This is a genomic window from Massilia sp. YIM B02769 (assembly GCF_030411995.1).
Classification (GTDB): domain Bacteria; phylum Pseudomonadota; class Gammaproteobacteria; order Burkholderiales; family Burkholderiaceae_D; genus Telluria.
Map to the genome: position 1 here is coordinate 281,475 of NZ_JASNRC010000004.1, position 21,197 is coordinate 302,671.

Annotated in this window: 16 protein-coding genes; 3 read left to right on the forward strand and 13 right to left on the reverse strand. The window is 65.6% G+C overall.

Going from position 1 to position 21,197, the window contains the following annotated elements; translation table 11 throughout:
* Window positions 1-3 precede the first annotated feature (3 nt).
* Window positions 4-753: an SAM-dependent methyltransferase gene (locus tag QPK31_RS08580; RefSeq protein ID WP_290422526.1), complete on the forward strand. Its 750-nt coding sequence runs from the start codon at window positions 4-6 to the stop codon at window positions 751-753.
* Window positions 754-991: 238 nt separating this feature from the next.
* Here the strand turns inward: QPK31_RS08580 and QPK31_RS08585 are convergent, their stop codons facing one another.
* The 6 genes from QPK31_RS08585 to clpB form a co-directional block, all read right to left on the reverse strand.
* Window positions 992-2,263 carry an EAL and HDOD domain-containing protein gene (locus QPK31_RS08585; RefSeq protein WP_290422527.1) on the reverse strand — a complete coding sequence of 424 codons (1,272 nt, stop codon included), beginning with the start codon at window positions 2,261-2,263 and terminating at the stop codon, window positions 992-994.
* 191 nt (window positions 2,264-2,454) lie between these two features.
* Entirely contained in the window at window positions 2,455-3,792 is a 1,338-nt protein-coding gene (gene rlmJ, locus QPK31_RS08590; protein WP_290422528.1) for a 23S rRNA (adenine(2030)-N(6))-methyltransferase RlmJ, read from the reverse strand.
* A 154-nt stretch (window positions 3,793-3,946) separates the two neighbouring features.
* Window positions 3,947-5,245, reverse strand: coding sequence for an isocitrate lyase (aceA, locus tag QPK31_RS08595; protein ID WP_290422529.1), 1,299 nt, complete (start codon window positions 5,243-5,245; stop codon window positions 3,947-3,949).
* A 403-nt stretch (window positions 5,246-5,648) separates the two neighbouring features.
* Window positions 5,649-6,854 carry an MFS transporter gene (locus QPK31_RS08600; protein ID WP_290422530.1) on the reverse strand — a complete coding sequence of 402 codons (1,206 nt, stop codon included), beginning with the start codon at window positions 6,852-6,854 and terminating at the stop codon, window positions 5,649-5,651.
* Window positions 6,855-6,972: 118 nt separating this feature from the next.
* Complete coding sequence (locus QPK31_RS08605) at window positions 6,973-9,144, reverse strand: metallophosphoesterase (RefSeq protein ID WP_290422531.1); 2,172 nt, start codon at window positions 9,142-9,144, stop codon at window positions 6,973-6,975.
* 273 nt (window positions 9,145-9,417) lie between these two features.
* Complete coding sequence (gene clpB, locus QPK31_RS08610) at window positions 9,418-12,030, reverse strand: ATP-dependent chaperone ClpB (protein WP_290422532.1); 2,613 nt, start codon at window positions 12,028-12,030, stop codon at window positions 9,418-9,420.
* A 204-nt stretch (window positions 12,031-12,234) separates the two neighbouring features.
* Between clpB and QPK31_RS08615 the strand changes: the two genes are divergently transcribed.
* Both QPK31_RS08615 and QPK31_RS08620 read left to right on the forward strand, forming a co-directional pair.
* Window positions 12,235-12,648, forward strand: coding sequence for a TerB family tellurite resistance protein (locus tag QPK31_RS08615; protein WP_290422533.1), 414 nt, complete (start codon window positions 12,235-12,237; stop codon window positions 12,646-12,648).
* 4 nt (window positions 12,649-12,652) lie between these two features.
* A complete protein-coding gene (locus QPK31_RS08620; protein ID WP_290422534.1) occupies window positions 12,653-13,633 on the forward strand; it encodes a TerC family protein in 981 nt (326 codons plus the stop codon).
* Between the two features lie 54 nt (window positions 13,634-13,687).
* On the opposite strand, the gene yiaA is transcribed toward QPK31_RS08620, so the two are convergent.
* The 7 genes from yiaA to QPK31_RS08655 form a co-directional block, all read right to left on the reverse strand.
* Window positions 13,688-14,119 (reverse strand): inner membrane protein YiaA, encoded by a 432-nt coding sequence (gene yiaA, locus QPK31_RS08625; RefSeq protein WP_290422535.1) that lies wholly within the window; start codon window positions 14,117-14,119, stop codon window positions 13,688-13,690.
* A gap of 106 nt (window positions 14,120-14,225) precedes the next feature.
* Entirely contained in the window at window positions 14,226-14,612 is a 387-nt protein-coding gene (gene crcB / locus QPK31_RS08630) for a fluoride efflux transporter CrcB (RefSeq protein WP_290422536.1), read from the reverse strand.
* Complete coding sequence (gene moaE / locus QPK31_RS08635) at window positions 14,597-15,055, reverse strand: molybdopterin synthase catalytic subunit MoaE (RefSeq protein WP_290422537.1); 459 nt, start codon at window positions 15,053-15,055, stop codon at window positions 14,597-14,599. Before moaE ends, crcB begins: the two co-directional genes overlap by 16 nt.
* 92 nt (window positions 15,056-15,147) lie before the next feature.
* Window positions 15,148-17,829 carry a DUF349 domain-containing protein gene (locus QPK31_RS08640; RefSeq protein WP_290422538.1) on the reverse strand — a complete coding sequence of 894 codons (2,682 nt, stop codon included), beginning with the start codon at window positions 17,827-17,829 and terminating at the stop codon, window positions 15,148-15,150.
* 204 nt (window positions 17,830-18,033) lie between these two features.
* Complete coding sequence (locus QPK31_RS08645; RefSeq protein WP_290422539.1) at window positions 18,034-18,627, reverse strand: DUF948 domain-containing protein; 594 nt, start codon at window positions 18,625-18,627, stop codon at window positions 18,034-18,036.
* Between the two features lie 235 nt (window positions 18,628-18,862).
* A complete protein-coding gene (locus tag QPK31_RS08650) occupies window positions 18,863-19,843 on the reverse strand; it encodes a DUF2804 domain-containing protein (protein WP_290422540.1) in 981 nt (326 codons plus the stop codon).
* Window positions 19,840-21,081 carry a winged helix-turn-helix domain-containing protein gene (locus QPK31_RS08655; protein ID WP_290422541.1) on the reverse strand — a complete coding sequence of 414 codons (1,242 nt, stop codon included), beginning with the start codon at window positions 21,079-21,081 and terminating at the stop codon, window positions 19,840-19,842. The genes QPK31_RS08650 and QPK31_RS08655 overlap by 4 nt, the downstream gene beginning before the upstream one ends.
* Between the last annotated feature and the right edge of the window lie 116 nt (window positions 21,082-21,197).

Consider the following 21,197-nt stretch of genomic DNA (forward strand, 5'->3'; position numbering starts at 1 on the left):
AATATGCCTGGTACCCTTTTCCTGATTCCAAATACCCTCGGCCCGACCGACGCCGCGCCCGGCGCCCTGAACCACGTCCTGCCCGGCCAGGTGCAGGCGATCACCGCGCAGCTCGGCTATTTCGTGGCCGAGAACGCCAAGACGGCGCGCGCCTTCTTGAAACTCGTTGCCGTCGACCATCCGCTGTCGCGTCCGTTGCAAGAGATCCGCATTGCCGAGCTGAACGTGAATACGCCGGCAGCGGCCCTGTCGGCGCTGCTGGAGCCGCTGTTGGCAGGCGAGGATGCCGGGCTGGTGTCGGAAGCCGGCGTGCCGGCGGTGGCCGATCCCGGCGCCGACCTGGTCCGCCTGGCTCACCAGCACGGAATCACGGTGCGGCCGCTGGTAGGGCCGTCCTCCCTGCTGCTGGCCGTGATGGCGAGCGGGCTGAACGGGCAGAGCTTTGCCTTCAACGGTTACCTGCCGACCGATGCGGCGGCGCGCAGCAAGCGGATTCGCGAACTGGAAGCGCGTTCGCGCAGCGAGAAGCAGACGCAGTTGCTGATCGAGACGCCGTACCGCAACGGGCAGATGCTGGAAGCATTGGTCGCGACTTGCCAGCCGGGTACGCTGGTGTGCGTGGCGACGGATCTGTCGCTGGCGAGCGAGTCGGTGCGGACGATGACGGCGGCGAAATGGAAGGCGCAGCTGGCGGCGGGCAAGATGCCGGAGTTTCACAAGAAGCCGACGGTGTTTTTGTTCCTGGGGCAGTAAGCCTCATGGATGGTGGGTTCGAGAACCCACCCTACAAGCCGCGATTCGGTAGGTTGGTTCGAGAACCCACCCTACGGGCCGCGATTCGATTCGGTAGGTGGGTTCGAGAACCCACCCTACGGGCTTGATTCGGCGGATTCGAGCCCCACAACAGGCCGCGATTCGGTAGGGTGGGTTCTCGAACCCACCGCTATCCACCCACCATACCCTGCACAAACAAAACCCTCACCGGCAAATGTCAAGCAGCCTCGCAGGCCAGCTCACGCACCCAATCGAAGGCTTCCAGCTCGATCTCGCGCACCTGCTTCGACGTCAATCCAAGCCGCTTCAGCGCCGCCGTAAAGCATTTCCCGGTATCGGCCTTCTCCAGCCGCTCCACCACATCCAGCATCGCGCCGAACGTCCCTTCGCGATGCAGCAGTGCCGCGCGCACGTCGTCCGCCAGCTCGACATTCTCGAGGATATCCGCCATCGGCATCGAGAACAGCGCATCGGCCAGCGACATGATGCCCACCGTGAACGCCCGTTCGGCGCACACCACGTCGTCCTGGTGCACCTGCAGCGACATCAGCTCGAGCAGCTTGCCGCGCGTGGTGGCCAGTTGCAGCAGCGGCGAGTTCAGTTCCACCGGGCTGCCCGGCGTGGTGTACAGCAGGATCTGCAGCCAGCGCCGCAACTGCTTGCGCCCCAGCTTGGTAATCGCCTCGCTCACCGATTCGATGCGCCGCCCGCCCCGCGCCGCACGGCTGTTCACCAGGCGCAGCAAGTTCAGGCTGGTCAGGGCATCGCGCTTGACGGCGGTTTCGATGACGACGTCGTCGGCCTCGGCCTGCAGCAATTCGAGCAGGTGCAGGATCACCATTTCCGAGGGTGTGATCTTGCGCCCGCTGAGGATCACCGGCCGCGCAAAGTAATAGCCCTGGAAGTATTCGAAGCCGAGCTCCATGCACAGCTTGAACTCCTCGACCGTCTCGACCTTTTCCGCCAGCAGTTTCTTGTTCGCGGCGCGCAGCGATGCGGCCAGCGCCGGCAGCGCGTGGCAGGCCACGCCCTTCAGGTCGATCTTGACCACATCGACCAGGTCCAGCAGCTTGTCGACTTCCTCGGTATGGTCGATCACGTCATCGAGCGCGAAAGTGAAGCCGAGTTCCTTCAACTCGGCCACGCGCGCCAGCAACGGCTCGGTCGGCTTGACGGTTTCCAGGATTTCGAGGATAACTTTACGCGGCGGCAGAAAACGGACGAAATCGCTCATCAGGACGACTTCGTCGACATTTACGAAAGCGAGCTGTTCGCCGACCACTTGTTCCAGGCCAAGTTGGGAAGCGTGGGAAATGACGGCCGCGGTGGCGGCGGCGCCGTCGGTCAGGCGTGCATCTTCGTGTTCGCCGGCGGCACGGAATAAAAGCTCGAAGGCAACCAGGTGCTGGTCGCGCCCCAAGATCGGCTGGCGCGCCAGGAAAAATTCGTCGGACGGCATGGATGAGACTGCCGTTGCTTCGGCATGCATGTAAACTCCTGGAAACGGATGAAGCGCGGCATGCGCAGCACCAGGCCCACGCGCACGCGAGCCTTCGCCGACTATACTACAGAACGTAAATATTTATATTTTTACATCGAAACGTGCGTCATTCCGTTGCCTGGCCGAGTCGACTGGCCAAGTCATCCGGATGCGTCACGTCGGGGTGGCGGGGCAGCCCGTCAGCCGCGCCCGCCGTTGCGTGGACGGCCATTTCCCGGCCGGCCACCGGTGGCGCCCTGCCCCGCAGGCCCGCCGTCGCGCCGAGCGCCACCCGCGGCGCCATTGCGCGGGCCCGAAGGACGGCGCTGGTCGGCGTAACGCGGCTGGTTGTCGCCACGCGCAGGATCGAAGCGTTCGTCAGGCCTGTCTTTGCCTCCCGCAGCATTGTCGCGCGAACGCGACACCGGACGGCCTTCGCCCGCTTCCGGCCGCGAGAAACGCTTGGCGCGGCTCGGACCGGCAGGCTTGGCGCCGCCCGCCCCTTCCGCAGCGGGCTTCTCGCTCGAGCGCTGCGGCATCGCCTGCCCCGGCAAGCGCAAACTGCCCGTGCCCGACAGCGGGCTGGCGCGGCGCGCATTCCCGACCGGTACGCGCGGACCGTTGGCATTGCCCAGGCGCGCCGCCGCCGCGCCGGTCACCTGGGTACCGGTTTCGATCACGAAGCTGGCGCCCGCATCCTTGCCCAGCACCTGCACCAGGTAAGGCATGACTTCGCGCAGCATCGGTTCCAGCGTGTACGGCGGATTCAGGATGAACATGCCGCTGCTGTGCAGGCCGAAACCGTCCGGGCCCGGCGTTGATACGGTGAGCGTGACGTTCAGCCATTCCTTGGCCGGCAGGCGCTTCAGTTTGTCGGCGAACTGGCGCGATTCCATGCGCTGCAGCACCGGATACCAGACCGCGTAGATGCCGCTCGGGAAACGGCCCAGCGCTTCGTCCAGCGCATCCTTGACCTTGCGGTAATCGTCCTTCACCTCGTAAGGCGGGTCGATCAGCACCAGGGCGCGGCGCGACGGCGGTGGCAGGAGGGCTTTCAGGCTCCCGAACCCATCGCCGCGTTCGATGATGACGCGGCGGCCGCGGGCGCGCTCGCCCTGCTCGGCGCGGTGCGCCTCGGCCTTGCGGAAATTGTCTGCCAGGATCTTGCTGTCGGCCGGATGCAGTTCGAACAGGCGCAGGCGGTCTTCCAGGCGCGTCATCTGGTCGGCTACATACGGCGAGCCCGGGTAGTAGCGCATCTTGCCGCTCGGGTTCATGCCTTTTACTAGGTTCAGGTATTCGGCCAGGGCCGGCGGCAGGTCGGTACGGCTCCAGAGCGGGCCGATGCCGGTATCGAACTCGGCATTTTTCGTGGCGAAATTGCTGTCGAGCGCATACACGCCGGCCCCCGAATGGGTGTCGATATAGGTATAGGCGGCGTCCTTCTGGTTCATGTACAGGTGCAGTTGCACCTGGACGAAATGCTTGAGGACGTCGGCGTGATTACCCGCGTGAAAGGCGTGGCGGTAGCTCAACATAATGGGAATCCTAAAATCAAAGCGCCGTTCGGACGAACGGCGGTAACAGGCGTCATTATCGCCTAGAAAGCCGGGTGCGCCAAAATCGGCGGCGCCAAAACGAAAAAAGCCGCGGGTTCTGCACCCGCGGCTGATCAACCGGCCTTCAAGCGGCTCAGGCGACTTTCTTCTCGTCGAAGAATTGTTCGTCCTCGGTCGAGCCATGCAGCGCCGTGGTCGAGCTCTGGTTCTGCTGGATGGTCTGGGTCACGGCGTCGAAGTAGCCGGTACCGACTTCGCGCTGGTGTTTCACCGCGGTGAAGCCCTTCTCGGCGGCGGCGAATTCGGCTTCCTGCAGCTCGACGAAGGCCGACATCTGGCGGCGCGCATAGCCGTGGGCCAGGTTGAACATGCCATAGTTCAGGGCGTGGAAGCCGGCCAGGGTGATGAACTGGAACTTGTAGCCCATCGCGCCCAGCTCTTTCTGGAACTTGGCGATCGTCGCATCGTCCAGGTTTTTCTTCCAGTTGAACGAAGGCGAGCAGTTATAGGCCAGCATCTTGCCCGGGAACTTGGCGTGGATGGCGTCGGCGAACTGCTTGGCGAAGGCCAGGTCCGGCTTGCCGGTCTCGCACCAGACCAGGTCGGCGAACGGGGCGTAGGCCAGGCCGCGCGAAATCGCCTGCTCGATGCCGGGACGGGTTTTATAGAAGCCTTCGACGGTGCGCTCGCCGGTGCAGAAGGCCTTGTCGTTGTCGTCTACGTCCGAGGTCAGCAAATCGGCCGCTTCGGCGTCGGTACGGGCCACGACCAGGGTCGGGGTGCCCATCACGTCGGCCGCCAGGCGGGCGGCGGTCAGTTTCTCGACGGCTTCGCGGGTCGGCACCAGCACCTTGCCGCCCATGTGGCCGCATTTCTTCACCGAGGCCAGCTGGTCTTCGAAGTGCACGCCGGCGGCGCCCGCTTCGATCATGGACTTCATCAGCTCGAAGGCGTTCAGCACGCCGCCGAAACCGGCTTCGGCATCGGCCACGATCGGCGCGAAGTAATCGATGTCGTCCTTGCCTTCCGACCACTGGATCTGGTCGGCGCGCTGGAAGGTATTGTTGATGCGGCGCACGACCATCGGCACGGAGTTGGCTGGGTACAGCGATTGATCGGGATACATTTCGCCGGCCAAATTAGCGTCACCGGCGACTTGCCAGCCCGACAGGTAGATGGCTTTCAGGCCGGCCTTCACCTGCTGCATGGCCTGGTTGCCGGTCAGGGCGCCGAGGGCATTGACGAACGGCTCTTCGTTGACCAGGTTCCACAGCTTGTCGGCGCCGCGCTTGGCCAGGGTGTGCTCGATCTGCACCGAACCACGCAGGCGCACCACGTCTTCGGCGGTGTAATTGCGCACGACACCTTTCCAGCGCGGATTGGTGTCCCAGTCGTTTTGCAATGCGGCGATTTGCTGTTCACGAGTTGCCATGGTGTTCTCCTGATTGAATGAAGTAGCTAAATGAAGTAGTGACTAAGCTGTTTGCGAAGTGAAATCCGTTAGACAAATCATAGCCCCGTTTGTGCATAGCACAATCACTCTTATATAAGACAGCAAAACATTTTTTTGTTATTTATAATCAGATACTTATCTTTGTCATTCCATGATACGGAATGATATTTCTCAAAATGAGAGGCGAGATAAGGATGAGCCGGCACGCGCTTTTCACGTGATGAATCCAGCATTTCGCAATGTGAAATACGGTCAGCAACGAGGATCACTCAACCGCCTGCCATGATGGCGCGCATGGCAATCGATGAATTGACGACCGGCAATAAAAAACGCGCGCACCGCTGGGCTACGCGCGTTGAGGGGACTGCTGCTTCTGTATCGCTTACGCCTTGTGCCCCATTGGCGCACGCCGGCTATTGCCCGCACCAACAGCCGTGGCAATCGCCAGGGTCTGGAACAGCGCCACGCCAATGAACACCGATGCCGGATGCCCGCCATCCATCAGCGCACCGAACAGCAGCGGCCCGACCGACATGCCGGTATCCAGCCCCGAGTAGACGACACCGAACACGCGTCCGGTCGCGTTCGGCGGCGCGGCGGCGCGGATCAGCAGGTCGCGCGAGGGGCCGGCGATGCCGGTGGCGAGGCCGATCGCGCCCATCACCACCACGACCAGCGCGCCCGGCACCACGCTGGCGGCCAGCAGCAGCGCCATCGCCGCCGCGAACAGGAAGGCCACCGTGATGGTGCGGTCGTGGTTGTGGGCGCGCGCAGCCAGGAAGCCGCCCGCCACCATGCCCGCCGCCGAGGACAGCATGAAGGTCGTGTAGGCGGTAGCGGCAGTGGCGAAGCTGATGCCATACAGCGCCACCAGGCTGGTCGACGAAAACGCCTGGATGCCGCCCAGCGCAATCGACGTCAGGAAAAAGAAGCCGAAGCACATCCATACCGCCGGCAAGCGCAGGAAGCCGAAGGCGCTGCCGCCTGCCTCGCCCCCTTTCGCCACGGTGGCCTTGTTCGGCAGCACGTCGCGGTTCAGGAACAGCACCAGCAGCATGATGAAGGGAATCGCGCTGGCCGAGAGCAGCGCCACGCGCCAGCTCGACAGGGTGGCCACGCCGGCCAGGAAGATGGGCGCCGCCGCCCAGCCGAGGTTACCCGAAATGCCGTGCACGGAGAAGGCATAGGCCAGGCGCTCCTTCGATACCCCGTGGTTCAGCAGCGTATAGCCGGCCGGGTGGAACACGGCATTGCCGCAGCCGGCGACGAAGGAGCCGGCCAGCAGCACGGCGTAGCTCGGCGCCGCGGCCAGCACCAGCGCGCCCACGCCGAGCAGGGCCTGGCCGGTGAACAGCACCCGGCGCGCGCCGACGCGGTCGACCACGAAGCCCGACAAGGCCTGCCCGACACCGGAGACCACGAAGAACACCGTCATCAACAGGCCCAGCTCGGAGTAGGACAGCCCGAAGGCTTCCTTCAGCCAGGGAAACAGGCCGGCCAGGATCAGGTGGTAGAAGTGCGACACCCCGTGCGAGGTGCCGACCAGGCCGATAACACGGGCGTCCTGGCGCAGGCTGGTTGTGCTCATTGAACTGACCGTCGAGAAGAAGGAAACAGCCAGTGTAGTCAAAACTGCCAGACTTTGCCGGGCAAGGCCATTTCCGCCCTGCCCGGCTAGCGTTCGGCTGAAACGCTCAGCTACGGTCTCAGTTGAAACTCATGCTCGCGCTATCGGCATTCCCGATCTTCTTGCCCTTCAGGTCGATCGTGAAGCGGTCGCTCGGCTTGCCCGACCCCAGGCCCTTGAAGATGGCGAACACCTGCTTGAACTGGTTCTGGTATGCCACCTGCACCGCGTTCTGGTCCGAGACCTTGTCGCCGATCCGTGCGACCGGCGCCGGGTTGGCCGGGAAGGCGCGCATCAGCACCTTGTACTGGTTCACGCGTTCCTGGCCCATGTCGCGCAGTGCCAGCTCGCCGGCATACACGGTCCGGTGGAAGTCGCCATAGAAGTCGTAGGCCGTGATCCTGGCGAAGTCGTCGAGTTTCAGCCCGGCGCTGGCGGCGACCAGCTCGGCGCGCACGGTGGCCTCGCGCCAGTCGGCGGTCAGCTGGGCGGCGGCGACGGCCGTGCCCGATGGCGTACCCGTGGCGGCGCACGCAGCGGTCAGCGGCACCACGCCGGGGTTGTCCTTCAGCTGGGCCAGGGTCACGCGCGTGTCCAGCTGCGACATGATCAGCATCTGCCTGCCGTTCAGCGCCATCGCCGCTTCCTTCATCTCGCACGGCCAGTACTCGTCCATGAAGCGCAGGCGCGAGAGTTCGCCGAAATAGGTATGGGTGTATTCGCCGTACGAGCGGGTATCGAGGATGCCGCGGCCCCAGCGCTTGGCCACGTCGGCCGCTGCCGTGCTGCCCTGCAGGTAGTCGTACTCGACCTGGTAGTAGGGGAAGAGCTCGTTGAAGCGCGCCACCGTGTTCAGGGCCACGGTCCGGACGTCGACGGTATCGAGGTCCTTGTACGTGATGATCTTGTAGGCCGCGCCGTACACCGCCAGCGATGGCGACTGCACGTTGACCAGGTAGTTGCCGTTCGCATCGGCGAAGTCGTTGGTGCCGTTGAAGTGCATGTGGCCGCCCACGTGCCAGCGCAGGCCGGTTGCCGCGACGCCGGCGGCGGTGGCCGCATCCGGCACGCGCGCGGTCTGGAAGGCGCCCGGCTTGAAGGCCGCCTTCATGGCCTCGGTCTGGTTGGCGTAGAAATCCATGGTCGGATAGTGGGAGTAGGCCATCAGCTGCTTGCCTTCCGCCTTGGCGCGCGCCGTCACCGACTTGATCCAGTCGACCAGGTGCATCTTGTGCGTCAGCACCTTGTTCCAGCCGGCGTTGCCGGCGCCGTCGTAGCCGTTGAATTTCTTCGGATTGGCCGGGTCGAACTTCGCGTTTGGAATGAAGACGTTGGCGTCGATCGCCAGCAGCCACAGGCCCTTCACCGGCTCCACCAGGTAGCTGCTGTCGACCATGTTCGTGCAGCGCGTATACGACTTGCCGAGCCTGGCTTCGCCCGCCGCCTTCCAGGCGCCGCCCGCACCCTCGGCGCAGATCTCGAACTCGCGCTTCGCCACTGCCGACTGGGCCACGGCTTCGTCGTAGCTGTATTTGCCGCCCGTGTACTTGCTGAACGGGGTTTCCCAGTGCAGGTCGGCCTTGTTCGGATTGAAGCCGAACTCGCCGAGCTCGGCCATCAGCTTTTCGTAGCCCTGCTCCATTAACTGGTCGGTGCAGACCACACTCGGGTCCTTGGCCACGCAGGCCGCGTTCGAGGTGGCGTAGACCTTTTGTTCCTTGCCGTCCTTGGTCAGGAAGTCGTTCTTGCCGGCTTCCAGGTCGTCATAGGGCTCGACCGGATCGTGGTTGCCCGGCGCCAGGAAGAAGCGCATGCCCTTGGCCTGGTATTCCTTCAGTACGGTGGCGATGCCGTCGACGTTCATCGGCTGGGCGTCGTCGGAGTAATCGCCCGGGAAGGCAACCACGCGGATGCCCTTGGCGTAGGCGTCGTCGAGCGCGGTGCGGAAGGCGAAGTAGTTTTCGTTGAACAGGCGCGTCGAGGTCAGCTGCGCGTACATCGTGCGGATGGTGGCGTTCTTGCCGTCCTTCGTGGGGATGCCGGAAAACTGGGTGCTCTTCAAGTCGCCGTAGACGTCGTGGAAGTGGACGTCGGACATGAAGGCGACGCTGGTGTTGGCGGCGACCGGTGGCGTGGTCGGCTGCTCGGCCACGGGCGGGGTCGTTGCGGGCGTGTCGTCATGGTCGCTGCCGCAGGCGGACAGCAGGGCCAGCGCGGTGACGCCCAGGCAGGAGACGAAGGTACGGGACATGCGTGAACTCCAGTCGATGAAAGTGCCGGCATGGTGGCACCCGTGCATGACTGGGTGATGACAAAAGGGTATGGCGGGAGACGTGGCAGAGCGAGGATGCGTAGGGTGGACGGCTAGCGCCGCAGGGCCGGCATGGCGCCGGCTTGTGCGCCGTCCACGCGTTGAATGTTGGCCGCGAGATCATCCCGGACGAAAGCAGAGCCGCAAACGACGCGTGGAGTTATCAAGTCCGGGGGACTTGATAACAAGCCGTCCACCCTACAGTACTACCTGTTACTTCGCCAGCTCGACTCCGGGCTCCTCGCCGAACACCAGCTGGCCGCCGCGCACGCGTACCGGGATGGTGTCCTTCGGCCCGAACTGGCCCGACAGGATCGCCTTCGACAGCGGATTCTCGATCTGCTGCTGGATCGCGCGCTTCAAAGGCCGTGCGCCATACACCGGATCGAACCCGGCTTCCGCGATCTTCTGCAGGGCCGCGTCGTCGATGTCGAGCGCCATGTCCATCTTGGCCAGGCGGCCTTCCAGGTTGCGCAGCTGGATGCGGGCGATGTCGCCGATGTTGCGCTCGTCCAGGGCGTGGAAGACCACGATCTCGTCGATCCGGTTGATGAACTCGGGACGGAAGTGTCCGCGCACCTCGGCCATCACGGCCAGCTTCACCACCGCCGGTTCGTCGGTATCCATCGACTGGATCTTGTGCGAACCCAGGTTCGAGGTCATCACGATGACCGTGTTCTTGAAGTCCACGGTGCGGCCCTGGCCATCGGTCATGCGGCCATCGTCGAGCGCCTGCAGCAGCACGTTGAACACGTCCGGATGCGCCTTCTCGATCTCGTCGAGCAGGATCACGCTGTAGGGCTTGCGGCGCACGGCTTCGGTGAGATAGCCGCCCTCCTCGTAGCCCACGTAGCCCGGCGGCGCGCCGATCAGGCGGGCAACCGAATGCTTCTCCATGAATTCGCTCATGTCGATGCGGATCAGGGCTTCCTCGGTGTCGAACAGGAAGGCCGCGAGAGCTTTGCACAGCTCGGTCTTGCCGACGCCGGTCGGGCCCAGGAACATGAAGGAGCCGTAAGGACGGTTCGGGTCCGACAGGCCGGCACGCGAACGGCGGATGGCGTCCGACACCGCCTCGATGGCTTCGTCCTGGCCGACCACGCGTTCATGCAGCTTTTCCTCGATGTGCAGGAGCTTGTCGCGCTCGCCCTGCATCATGCGCGAGACCGGGATGCCGGTCGCACGCGAGACCACTTCGGCGATTTCCTCGGCGCCGACTTGCGTGCGCAGCAGCTTCGGCTTTTCCGCCTCGCCTTCGTTGCGCGACGCGGCTTCCTCGGCCTGCTTCAGTTGCGCTTCGAGTTCCGGCAGGCGGCCGTACTGCAGCTCCGAGACCTGCTGCCAGTTCGACTGGCGCTTGGCTTCCTCCATCTGGTGGCGGATGCGCTCGATCTCTTCCTTGATGTGGGTCGTGCCCTGCACCGCCGCCTTTTCGGCCTTCAGGATCTCTTCGAAGTCGTTGTACTCGCGTTCCAGGCGTGCGATTTCCTCGCCGATCAAATCGAGGCGGCGCAGCGAGGCTTCGTCGGTTTCCTTGCGCACGGCTTCGCGTTCGATCTTCAGCTGGATCAGGCGGCGTTCGAGCTTGTCCATGACTTCCGGCTTGGAGTCGATTTCGATCTTGATCTTCGAGGCCGCTTCGTCGATCAGGTCGATGGCTTTATCGGGCAGAAAGCGGTCGCTGATGTAGCGGTGCGACAGCTCGGCCGCGGCGATGATGGCCGGGTCGGTGATTTCCACCTGGTGGTGCAGCTCGTATTTCTCCTGCAGGCCGCGCAGGATGGCGATGGTCGCTTCCACGCTCGGCTCGTCGACCATGATCTTCTGGAAGCGGCGCTCCAGCGCCGCGTCCTTCTCGACGTACTTGCGGTACTCGTCGAGCGTGGTCGCGCCCACGCAGTGCAGCTCGCCGCGCGCCAGGGCGGGTTTCAGCATGTTGCCGGCGTCCATGGCGCCTTCGGCCTTGCCGGCGCCGACCATGGTGTGGATCTCGTCGATGAAGACGATGGTCTGGCCCTCGTCCTGGGCCAGCTCCTTCAGCACGGATTTCAGGCGCTCCTCGAATTCGCCGCGGAATTTTGCGCCGGCCAGCAGCGCCGCCATGTCGAGCGACAGCACGCGCTTGCCCTTGAGCGAATCGGGCACTTCGCCGTTCACGATGCGCTGGGCCAGTCCTTCGACGATGGCGGTCTTGCCGACGCCCGGCTCGCCGATCAGCACCGGGTTGTTCTTGGTGCGGCGCTGCAGCACCTGGATCGCGCGGCGGATCTCGTCGTCGCGGCCGATCACGGGGTCGAGTTTGCCCAGGCGGGCACGCTCGGTCAGGTCGAGCGTGTATTTTTTCAGCGCTTCGCGCTGGCCTTCGGCGTCTTGCGAATTCACGGACTCGCCGCCGCGCACGGCGGAAATCGCCGCTTCCAGCGACTTGCGGGTGAGGCCGTGTTCGCGCGCCAGGCGGCCGGCGTCGGATTTGTCGTCGGACAGCGCCAGAAGGATCATTTCGCTCGACAGGAACTGGTCGCCGCGCTTTTGCGATTCGCGGTCGGCCAGGTTCAGCAGCGACATCAGCTCGCGCCCGACCTGGGTTTCGCCGCCGGTGCCCGAGACCTTGGGCAGGCGCTCGAAGGCGCTGCGCAATGCATTGGTGAGGCCGCCGACGTTCACGCCGGCGCGCTGCAACAGCGAGCGTGCGCTGCCATCGTCCTGGTTCAACAGGGCGGTGAGGAGGTGGACCGGTTCGATGTATTGGTTGTCGTTGCCGACCGCCAGGCTCTGGGCATCCGCCAGCGCTTCCTGGAGCTTGGTCGTCAGTTTGTCTTGCCGCATGGTAGTGCTCCCTGGAGAGGTGTTCTTGGATGGAAAAGAAAATTGGGATGGGGATGCACTTTTCAAGATCGGCAAGGCAAATGCGCAACAACCGGGTTCGATACTTCGGAAAAACCTGAGTAACGATCAAAGAAACCTCGGTTTCTTATTTGGCCGTGGGCACCTAAGCTGAAGCCATCTTAACTACCGAACGAGGAACACACCATGCGATTTTGTGCCCTGAACAGTCCCGACGCCGTCTGCCGCCTGCTGGCCCTGTCGATGATCGTCGACGGCCACCTGGCGCCATCCGAAATGAAGGCCCTGCACCACAGCGCCATCCTGGACCGCCTCGGCGTCGATGCCGACCGCTTCGACGATGCCGTCGTGGCCCTGTGCGACGACTTGCTGGCCGGCGCGCGCCGCCATGGCCGCGAGGAGATCGAAATCGACAACGCCACCCTCGACCGCCTGCTCGACGACGTGGCCGACCCGCTGCTGCGCATGCACGTGCTGAAGGCGATGCTCGACATCGTGCATGCCGACCGCCAGATCGACAGCCGCGAGCACCTGTTGCTGCAGCGGGCCCAGCGCAAATGGTCGACGCCGGCGCCGGCCGGCGCCCTGATGGAGGAGTGACGCCATGGACTTCCTGAGTGTCGTCTGGCTGGGCGCACCGGTATGGATGTGGCTGGTGTTCCTGGCTGTCGTCGTCCTGCTGCTGGCCTTCGACCTGGGGGTCCTGCACCGCGATGACCACGTCATCGGCGTCGCCGAGAGTCTGAAGCTCTCGGCCCTTTACCTGAGTGCGGGCCTGGCCTTCGGGCTCTGGGTCTGGCACGGCTTCGGCAGCGAAAAGGCGCTGCAGTTCTATACCGGCTTCCTGATCGAGAAGAGCTTGTCGCTCGACAATATCTTCGTGATCTCGCTGATCTTTTCCACGCTTGCCATTCCGCCGCTCTACCAGCACCGCGTGCTGTTCTGGGGCATCCTGGGCGTGATCCTCACGCGCGGCATCATGATCGGCGCCGGTGCGGCCCTGGTGGCCAGCTATTATTGGGTGCTGTACATCTTCGGCGCGATCCTGGTCGTGACCGGCATCAAGATGCTGTTCGTGTCCGAGAACCCGAACGGGGTGCGCGACAGCGCCCTGCTGGCCTGGCTGCGGCGTCACCTGCGCGTGAGCGAGACCACGCACGGACACGACTTCACCGTGCGCCTGCCGCATCCGAACCAGCCCGGCCGCAAGCTGCTGTACGCCACGCCGCTGCTGCTGGCGCTCCTGATGGTGGAGTTCACCGACGTCATCTTCGCCGTCGACAGCGTGCCGGCGATCTTTGCGATCACGAGCGACCCGTTCATCGTCTACACCTCGAACATCTTCGCGGTGCTGGGCCTGCGCGCGCTGTACTTCGCGCTGGCGGACGTGGTGCAGCGCTTCCGCTACCTGAAGTATTCGCTGGCGGCGGTGCTGGTGTTCATCGGCTCGAAGATCTTCCTGGGCGACTTCGTGTTCGGCGGCAAGGTGCCGGCCAGCCTGTCGCTGGTGGTGACCGTGGTGCTGATCGGGGCGGGTATCGCCTACTCGCTGTGGCGCAGTCGAGGAGAAACGGCGCACGGGTAATAAAAAAGCGGCAGTCCGCGCACGCGGCTGCCGCTGCCGTTGCCCTCCGGTGGATCAGACTTCGCCCGAGCGTGCCGCGCTGGCGTGCTCGGGTTCGAGGCTGCCCAGGTCGCGCACGTTCTTCTGCACCGCCACCACCGCAAACAGGCTCAGCACGAAGGCCATCGCATAGAAACCCTTTTCGCTCGGCGCCAGGGTCGCGTTCCAGAGGCCGATGGTCAGCAGCGTCATGACCGCGATCAGCGAGAACCAGCACAGACCGAAGTACAGGCCGGTAACGGGAATGCCTTCGCTGCGGTCGCGCACCGACTTTTGCAGCGAGATCGCGGCGAACAGGCCGTACAGCAGCAAGGTGAAGTAATAGCCTTTTTCGTTGAGCGGCATCGTCGCGTTCCACAAACCCCAGAGGAAGGCGATGGCGCCAATCAGCAAGGCAGCCCAGGAAGCGCCGACAAACGCGGCGGTCGGTCGTTGAACAGTCGTCACGGCAAGCTCCAGTTGTTTGTCTGGCGGCAAGTCTAGCACCAAGATAATCGCTTGGCTTGCGTGATTTCCGGTTACGCGCGTTGTATCGCCAGACGCTACCCGGGGGTCAGGCGCGCAAGACGCGCCAGGTCGCAAAACCGGCGATGCACAGCAAGATCGAGCCGCCCAGGTGCAAGAGCGTGTGCGCCATGGCCCAGCCGTATTCGCCGCGCTGCAAAAGCGCCACGGATTCGCCGGAAAAACTGGAGAAAGTCGTCAAACCGCCCAGGAAGCCGGTGACGATGAACAGGCGCCATTCAGGTGTCAGATGGGGATAACTGCTGAAAAAGCCGAGCGCGATGCCGATCAGGTAACCGCCGACCAGGTTCGCGGCCAGGGTGCCGGCCTGGACCTGGGCGTGGACATTGCTTAGCCACAGGCCCAGGCCCCAGCGCAGCCAGGCGCCGATGGCGGCGCCCGCCCCCACCGCCAGCCAGCTCAGCGGGTTGCCCACTTGGCTTTCGCGGAGTCGTCGGACAGGCGCGCATCGACCCAGCGCGCGCCTTCCGGCGTCTGTTCCTTTTTCCAGAACGGGGCGTCGGTCTTCAGGTAGTCGATGATGAACTCGCAGGCGGCAAAGGCTTCGCCGCGGTGGGCGGCGCTGCAGGCGACCAGCACGATCTGCGCCAACGGCGCCAGCGGGCCGACGCGGTGGATGACCAGGGCGTTGTACAGCGGCCAGCGCGCTTCGGCCTGGGCGACGATGTCTTCCAGCGCCTTTTCCGTCATGCCGGGATAGTGCTCCAACTCCATTTCCGACACCGAGGAACCGTCGTTCATGTCGCGCACGGTGCCGACGAAACTGACCACGGCGCCGACGCGCGCGTCGCCTTCGCGCAGGCGCGCCAGTTCCTGGCCGAGGTCGAAGTCGCCGGTCTGGACGCGGACCTTGCTCATTGAGGGACTCACTGAGGTGCTCACTGAGGTGCTCACTGAGCTGCTCACTGAGGTGATCACTGACGTGCTCATTGCCTCGTTCGTGTTGTCAGTCATTTGCCCTCCCGTGCCGTGCGCATCAGCAGTTGCTCGATGCGCAGCGCGGTGCGCTCGTCGACCAGGGCCGGCAAAGCGCACAGCTGGCGCAGGCCGCCGGCTTTGTCGCCTTTGTGGCCGGGCTTCTCGCCCGCTTTCAGGGTCGATTGCAAGGCTTCGACTTGCAGTTTCAGGCGCTCGCGCGCGAACTCGGCGCCGCTGTCGATGCCGGCGGCCACCTCCTGGCGCAGCAATTCCTGCAGCAAGGTCGCGCGGTTCGCTTCCAGCAGGCGCGCATAGCCTTCGCGGTCGCCGTCGACGGCATTCAGGGCCGCCTCGAAACGGGCGTCGAGCACCGGATCGTATTCGGTTCCGGCCGGCAGCAGTGCCGCCCAGCGCGCGCGCCAGTCGGCGGCCGCCACGGTCTGCCCGGGCTGGGCCAGCGAATCTTCCAGCTCCTGGCAGGCGCGGAGTTTATCGCGCAGGGCGCCGGCCAGCGCCAGCCCGGCCGCGCGGCGTGCCAGGTCGGCATGGTGCTGGACCTTGGCAACAGCCTCGTGGTAACGCTTGTCGACCCGCGCTTCGTGGGCGCGCGGCACCGGGCCGATGGCATGCCATTCGGCGGCGGCTTCGCGCAACAGCTTGCCGGCGGTGGCGGGCGTGGCCTCCGGGGCGGCGGCTTCCAGGCGCGCGGTGATCGCTTCCTTGGCGGCTTCGTGGGCGCGGCGTTCGACATCGGCCGCATGCGCGCTTTCCTTGCGCGCCGCAAACAATTCGTCGCAGGCGGCGCGGAAGCGTTGCCACAGGGCCTGCTCGGCCTTGCGTTCGAGCGGCAGCGCACGGGCGTGCTCCTGCCAGCGCGCCTGGATGTCGCGCAGGCGGTCGACGGCGTGGCGGTCGTGCGGGTCGATGTTCGCCACTTCGTCGATCAGTTCTTCGCGCCCGGCCATCTCGGCCTTGCGCTGCTCTTCCAGCGGGCCTTGCAAGGTGGTCAGGGCGGCGGCGAACTGCTGGTCGAGGCGTTTCTTGTCCTTGCGGTCGATGGCGCCCAGGTGGCTCCAGGCCAGGCGCAGGCGCTGGACAGTGCCGGCCACGTGCTTCCAGTCGGCCTCACCCGATTCCAGGCGGCCGATTTCGGCTTGCGCTTCCGCCACCAGGGCCTCGCCGCGCGCGGCGTTCGTGTGGCGCTCGTCGGCCAGGTGCTTGAAGTGGGCCGCGGCCGGGGCGTAGGCCACGGTGCAGGCATGGTCGAAGCGTTCCCACAGGCTCTTCGGGGCGGCGCCGGACAGGCTGTCGAGCGCCTTCCAGCGTTCGCGCATGCTGCCGACCTTCTTGGCCAGCTCGGCCATCGGCAGGCTTTGCGTGGACAGGGTTTCCACGGTCTTGATGAGTTCTTCGCGCGACACGTTGCCGCCCCAGCGCGCCCAGTCAGACAAGCGTTTCAGTTCGGCGCGCAGGTGGCTCAGGCGGTCGGCCTGGGCGGCGGAAAGGCGCATGCCCTTGCCCTTGGTTTCCTTCAGCGCCTTGTCGAGTTCGGCGGCGGTGCCGAGCGAACCTTGTTGCAGGGCGGCTTCCAGCGCATCCATGGTGTCGACGAAGCCCTGGTCGGCGCCCTTGTTGGCGTCATTTCGCGCCGGTTTGGCGGCCTGGGCGGCAGTATCCCTGGCGGGCGATGGCGGCAGTTCGCGCGGTTTTGCTCCCCTGCCTGCCTGTTTCGGGAGTGGCTGAGGCAGCGTACCCAGCAGTGCGTCGAAGCGTTCCTGCAAGGCGGCAGCGGCCGTGCCTTGCGGCAAGGCCGGCAGTTTTTGCCAGGCCTGGCGTACCTTGTCGGCCTGCAGTTCGGCCACCGGCTGGGCCTGCCACTCGGCAAGCGCGGCTTCGCGCGCGGCCAGGGCGGCCTGCTGCTGTTCCAGCGTCGCCAGGCTGGCGCTCAGGCGCGCATGTTCCGCCGCGAACTCGGCAGGCAGGGCGCGCGGCAGCGCGGCGTGTTCCGGCGCAGCCAGGGCGGCGTTCTGTTCCTGCAGCATCGCGTCCAGGCGGGCGGCCAGTTCGGCGGCGTTCAGGTTGGCCGTTCCCAGGGCGCGCAGGCTGGCCAGGCGGTCGATCATGGCGCGCTGCAGCGCCACCTGCGCTTCCAGGCGGGCGCCCAGCTGGGCACGCACGGACGTGAACGCGTCGGCCAGCTCGGGTGCGGCGATGACTGCCCATTTGCGGTCGAGCTCGGCAACGTGGTTCGGCGTGAGCAAGCCGTCTTGCAACATGGTGCGCGCCTGCTCCAGCGTGGCCTGGCCGCGCGCCAGTTCGGCGTCGTGGTGGCGGATCGCGTCCAGGCGCGACTGCATCAGCTTGGCCACACGGCGATCGAGGTTGCGCATGGCCGTGTGCACGCGCTCGAGCCCGGCGCGGCTGTGGATGTGCTCGGCCGCCGCCAGGCGCAGTTCGGAAAAATCGGCCTGCAGGATGAATTCCACGGCGCGGCTTTCATCGCCGTCGAGCTGGCGCAGTTGCTCGGCCTGCTGCTCGCGCGCCCCCTGCCCCGGCTTGGACGGGGCCTGCGCCGCGCCAGCGCCCTGCCCGCCCGGCGCTGCCGGTGCGGACCCGGCTGCAGGCTTTGCCGCCTTGTCGGCAAGCTTGCCACCTGCCGCAGCCGGCGCATTACCCGGTTTGTCGCCCTGACGCTTGAATAGGAATTCGAACATGATGAAATCGCACTTCCAAAACCCCCATCATAACAAAGAACGATGGCAGTTTTCGGGCGCGCTCGACAGGTGCGCGGGCTGTTGCCGGGCAGATGCAGGCGGATGCAGCGCATCCGGGCTGGGCAGCGGCGTAGTCGATGCGCCGGACTGCCGCGTGCGCCGGCGCCGTGCAGGAACCCCGGCGCACCCGGTGCGTACGAATACTCAGTGCATGTACGACACCGGCGGCGCCTGGCGATGCGCAGGCTCGCCGCGTGCCGGACGGCTGGCCGGCGGCGTGACCAGGTGCACCCGGTGCTCCTCGCGGTAAGCGTCGTGGGCCAGCATCTGGTGCGCCATCGCAAACCAGGTTTCGCCGGCGATCGCCATGCGCGCCACCGGGAACAGCTCCAGCTCCTCGCGCTCGAAACGCAGGGTCAGCGCGGCGCAAAAGCGCTCGACGGCGGTGCAGAAGGCGTCGACCCGCTCTTCGCTGTCGATGCCGCCGCGCAGCAGCTCGTTGGCGGTGGCCAGGGATTCGACCGCCTCGCGGCTGAGCCCGTCGAGTTCGGCCACCAAACTGTCGGCATTCGCGCTGGCGCGGCGCAGGGCCGGCAGCAGGAAGCGGTCGAGCTTGCGGCGCTGGCAGCTTTCGTACAGGCCGCGCAGGGTATCGCACACGTATTCGGCCTGGCCGACCGTCAGCGCCGTCTGGCGCGCATAGCTTTTTTGAACGAGTTGCTGGACTGCGTGCAGGCTGACGCGCATGTTGGTTTGTTCAACTGACAATGCCACGAGCGTGTAGGTTGCGGTAAGCATTCGGTCTCCTCTCGATTTCTCCAACGCAAGCGCATGCTCCGCGAGGAAGCACGGCAAAGTGGGAAGTCTGGTTTTGGACAGGCTGTGCTTGTTGTGTTTTTCTTCAGCCCGAAAGAACTCGTAGTGTAAGGAGCGGACCCTGGCGGGCGTTTGATCTGGCTCAAACTCGGACCGGTCGGCGCGGAAGCGACAGTCAACCATACGAAACCTGCTGCGTTGGCGGACGCAGGCGTTTTCACCAGCGTGCGCGGTAGTCTTCGGCCAGTCCTGTCAGCCCGGAAACCGTGCGTTTCGGCCCGTCCGGCCCAGCCTTGACCCAGCCATCGAAACGTCCCACATGCTGGGTCAGGCTACTGCTGGCAACCAGCAATTGCTTGTCGTCGCGGCGCGTGCCTTCGGGCGTAAAGCGCAGGTCGAGCAGGCCGTCGGCGGTGGCGATCGTCCAGCCGCCGTCGGTCTCGACCCGGCTGCCGAGCGAGCCCAGCGCAATCAGTTCGCCATCCAGCCAGAGCGCATTCTCGGCGTCGCCAAAATAGCCGGCTTGCAGATTGATGCCCAGCTCGCGCGTGTGCGCCGAGATCCAGCGCCAGGCCGTGCGCCGCCCCAGCAAGCCATTCGAGAAGTCGTAGCTGGCAACGCCGCCGTCCAGGCGGAAGCGTTTTCCGCCGGCATCGGCCGTGCCGCGCAGGGCCAGGCCGGGCGACTTTTGCGTGCTGTGCACCGCGCCGCCATCGACTACCGGGCCGACCGCCAGCAAGCGCGGTCCGGCACCGCCGTATTCGGCATCGATACGGAAATTGCCGGCGCGCAGGCGCAGGCGGTGGCCATCGGCGCCATCGGCCTCGATGACGATGCGCCGGCCCGGCATCACGAAGCGCGCCCCCTCCGCCACGTTGGCGCCAACCTCGGCCGTCAAGCCCGGCAAGCCGACCGGAGAAAATGCCTCCACGACTTTGCCCAGCGTACGGTCGAAAGCATAGGCAAAGGCGCTGTTGCTCCAGCCGATGTCGATCACGACCAGGCCGACGAACAGCTCATCGGTGACCAAGGAGACGAAATGCCAGCGTTTATGGTGCAAGCGGCGCCGGAGCGCGCCGCGCGCAAACGGTGGCGCCAGCCGGCTCCAGCCCGGCGCGCCGGCCAGCCCCCGATAACGCCCGAATAACGGCAGCCCGTCCGCGCCCACCACGTCCAGCGGGGCGGCGGGCAGGCTCATGCGGCTTGCCCCAACCTGGGCGAGGACTCCAGCGCCAGCGCCAGCCGCGCCGCCAGCGCGTCCGGCTCGGCGCGGTTGATGACCATTTGCGTGCAACCATGCCAGCGCGCGCAGCGCTGCAAGGCGCCGGCGACGTCGCGCACCAGGGCCTCGCTCGTGCGCAGGCCCGGCTCGAACAGCGCCGCCTTGACCTCGAAGATGCCGGCGCGGCGGTGCGCCTTGGCGTCGATGCGTCCGACCAGCGCGCCGCGGCGCAGGATGGGCAATGTGAAATAGCCGTAGCGGCGCTTGGCGGCCGGCGTATAGCACTCCAGGCGGTAGTCGAAACCGAAGAGTTCCAAGGCGCGGCGCCGGTCCCATACCACCGGGTCGAAGGGAGACAGGATGGTGGTGAGCGTCGGACTCAAGGCGCCATCGGCCGCCTGCTGCGCCAGCGCGGCATGGTCGGGGTGGATGTAGACCGGGTCGTTCCAGCCTTCGACACGGGCGCGCAGCAGCAAGCCCTCGCCAGCCAGCGCGGCCGGGTCGACGTGCGGGCGCCGGGTGCGGTGGTAATCGGGAATCCAGGCGGCGCGCGCCAGGCCCAGGGCTTTCACGGTACGCAGCGCGAAGCTGCGGCGCACCTCAGGCAGCGCCGGCAGCTGCGCATCGCTCCAGCCGGGCAGCACGCGCTCGGCCAGGTCGTACACGCGCTGGAAATTGTGACGCCGCGAAATCATCAGCGCGCCCGAGGTGAACAGCACTTCGAGCGAGCGCTTTTCCGGCTTCCATTCCCACCAGCCGCCGCTCTTGCCGTCCGTCCTTTCGAAATCCGAGGAGCGCACCGGACCTTGGCTGCGAATATGTGCCAGCAGCGCCGCGACCTCGCCGGCGCGCTCGCGCATCCAGGTGCTCGAATACTTCCAGCCCATGGCCGCCGGGTCGAGCATGCGGTGGCGGTACAGGCCGTAATCCTCGATCGGCAGGAAGCAGGCTTCGTGGGCCCAGTACTCGAACAGCTTCCCTTCGGCCAGCAGCTCGTCCAGCCATTCGCTGCGGTAGTCGCCCAGCCGGCTCCACAAGACAAGATAAGGGCTGCGCGCGACCACATTGATGGTGTCGATTTGCAACATTTCCATGCGGCGGATGGCGTCGAGCACGTCGGCCTTGGCCGCCTTGCGCCGGCGCGGCTGCAGCAAGCCCTGGGCCGCCAGGTGCAGGGCGCGGGCGCCGTCCATGGAAAGATGCAATTCGCTCATGACAATATTGTAATGACGTTTGGCCATTACCCGCGGCGCTAGCCGGACATTTTTTTGTGGCCGCGCGCGACCTGCGTTATAGTTCAGCCGACGCAGTAGATCCCATCCCCCCTGTT

What these genes read in the sequence shown, in the direction of transcription:
- clpB (WP_290422532.1), bottom strand. Translation starts at nt 12,030, where the DNA reads ATGCGGCAAGACAAACTGACGACCAAGCTCCAGGAAGCGCTGGCGGAT.
- QPK31_RS08585 (WP_290422527.1), bottom strand. Translation starts at nt 2,263, where the DNA reads ATGCATGCCGAAGCAACGGCAGTCTCATCCATGCCGTCCGACGAATTT.
- QPK31_RS08650 (WP_290422540.1), bottom strand. Translation starts at nt 19,843, where the DNA reads ATGAGCCTGCCCGCCGCCCCGCTGGACGTGGTGGGCGCGGACGGGCTG.
- QPK31_RS08600 (WP_290422530.1), bottom strand. Translation starts at nt 6,854, where the DNA reads ATGAGCACAACCAGCCTGCGCCAGGACGCCCGTGTTATCGGCCTGGTC.
- QPK31_RS08615 (WP_290422533.1), top strand. Translation starts at nt 12,235, where the DNA reads ATGCGATTTTGTGCCCTGAACAGTCCCGACGCCGTCTGCCGCCTGCTG.
- rlmJ (WP_290422528.1), bottom strand. Translation starts at nt 3,792, where the DNA reads ATGTTGAGCTACCGCCACGCCTTTCACGCGGGTAATCACGCCGACGTC.
- moaE (WP_290422537.1), bottom strand. Translation starts at nt 15,055, where the DNA reads ATGAGCAAGGTCCGCGTCCAGACCGGCGACTTCGACCTCGGCCAGGAA.
- QPK31_RS08640 (WP_290422538.1), bottom strand. Translation starts at nt 17,829, where the DNA reads ATGTTCGAATTCCTATTCAAGCGTCAGGGCGACAAACCGGGTAATGCG.
- QPK31_RS08580 (WP_290422526.1), top strand. Translation starts at nt 4, where the DNA reads ATGCCTGGTACCCTTTTCCTGATTCCAAATACCCTCGGCCCGACCGAC.
- aceA (WP_290422529.1), bottom strand. Translation starts at nt 5,245, where the DNA reads ATGGCAACTCGTGAACAGCAAATCGCCGCATTGCAAAACGACTGGGAC.
- QPK31_RS08605 (WP_290422531.1), bottom strand. Translation starts at nt 9,144, where the DNA reads ATGTCCCGTACCTTCGTCTCCTGCCTGGGCGTCACCGCGCTGGCCCTG.
- QPK31_RS08645 (WP_290422539.1), bottom strand. Translation starts at nt 18,627, where the DNA reads ATGCTTACCGCAACCTACACGCTCGTGGCATTGTCAGTTGAACAAACC.
- QPK31_RS08620 (WP_290422534.1), top strand. Translation starts at nt 12,653, where the DNA reads ATGGACTTCCTGAGTGTCGTCTGGCTGGGCGCACCGGTATGGATGTGG.
- QPK31_RS08655 (WP_290422541.1), bottom strand. Translation starts at nt 21,081, where the DNA reads ATGAGCGAATTGCATCTTTCCATGGACGGCGCCCGCGCCCTGCACCTG.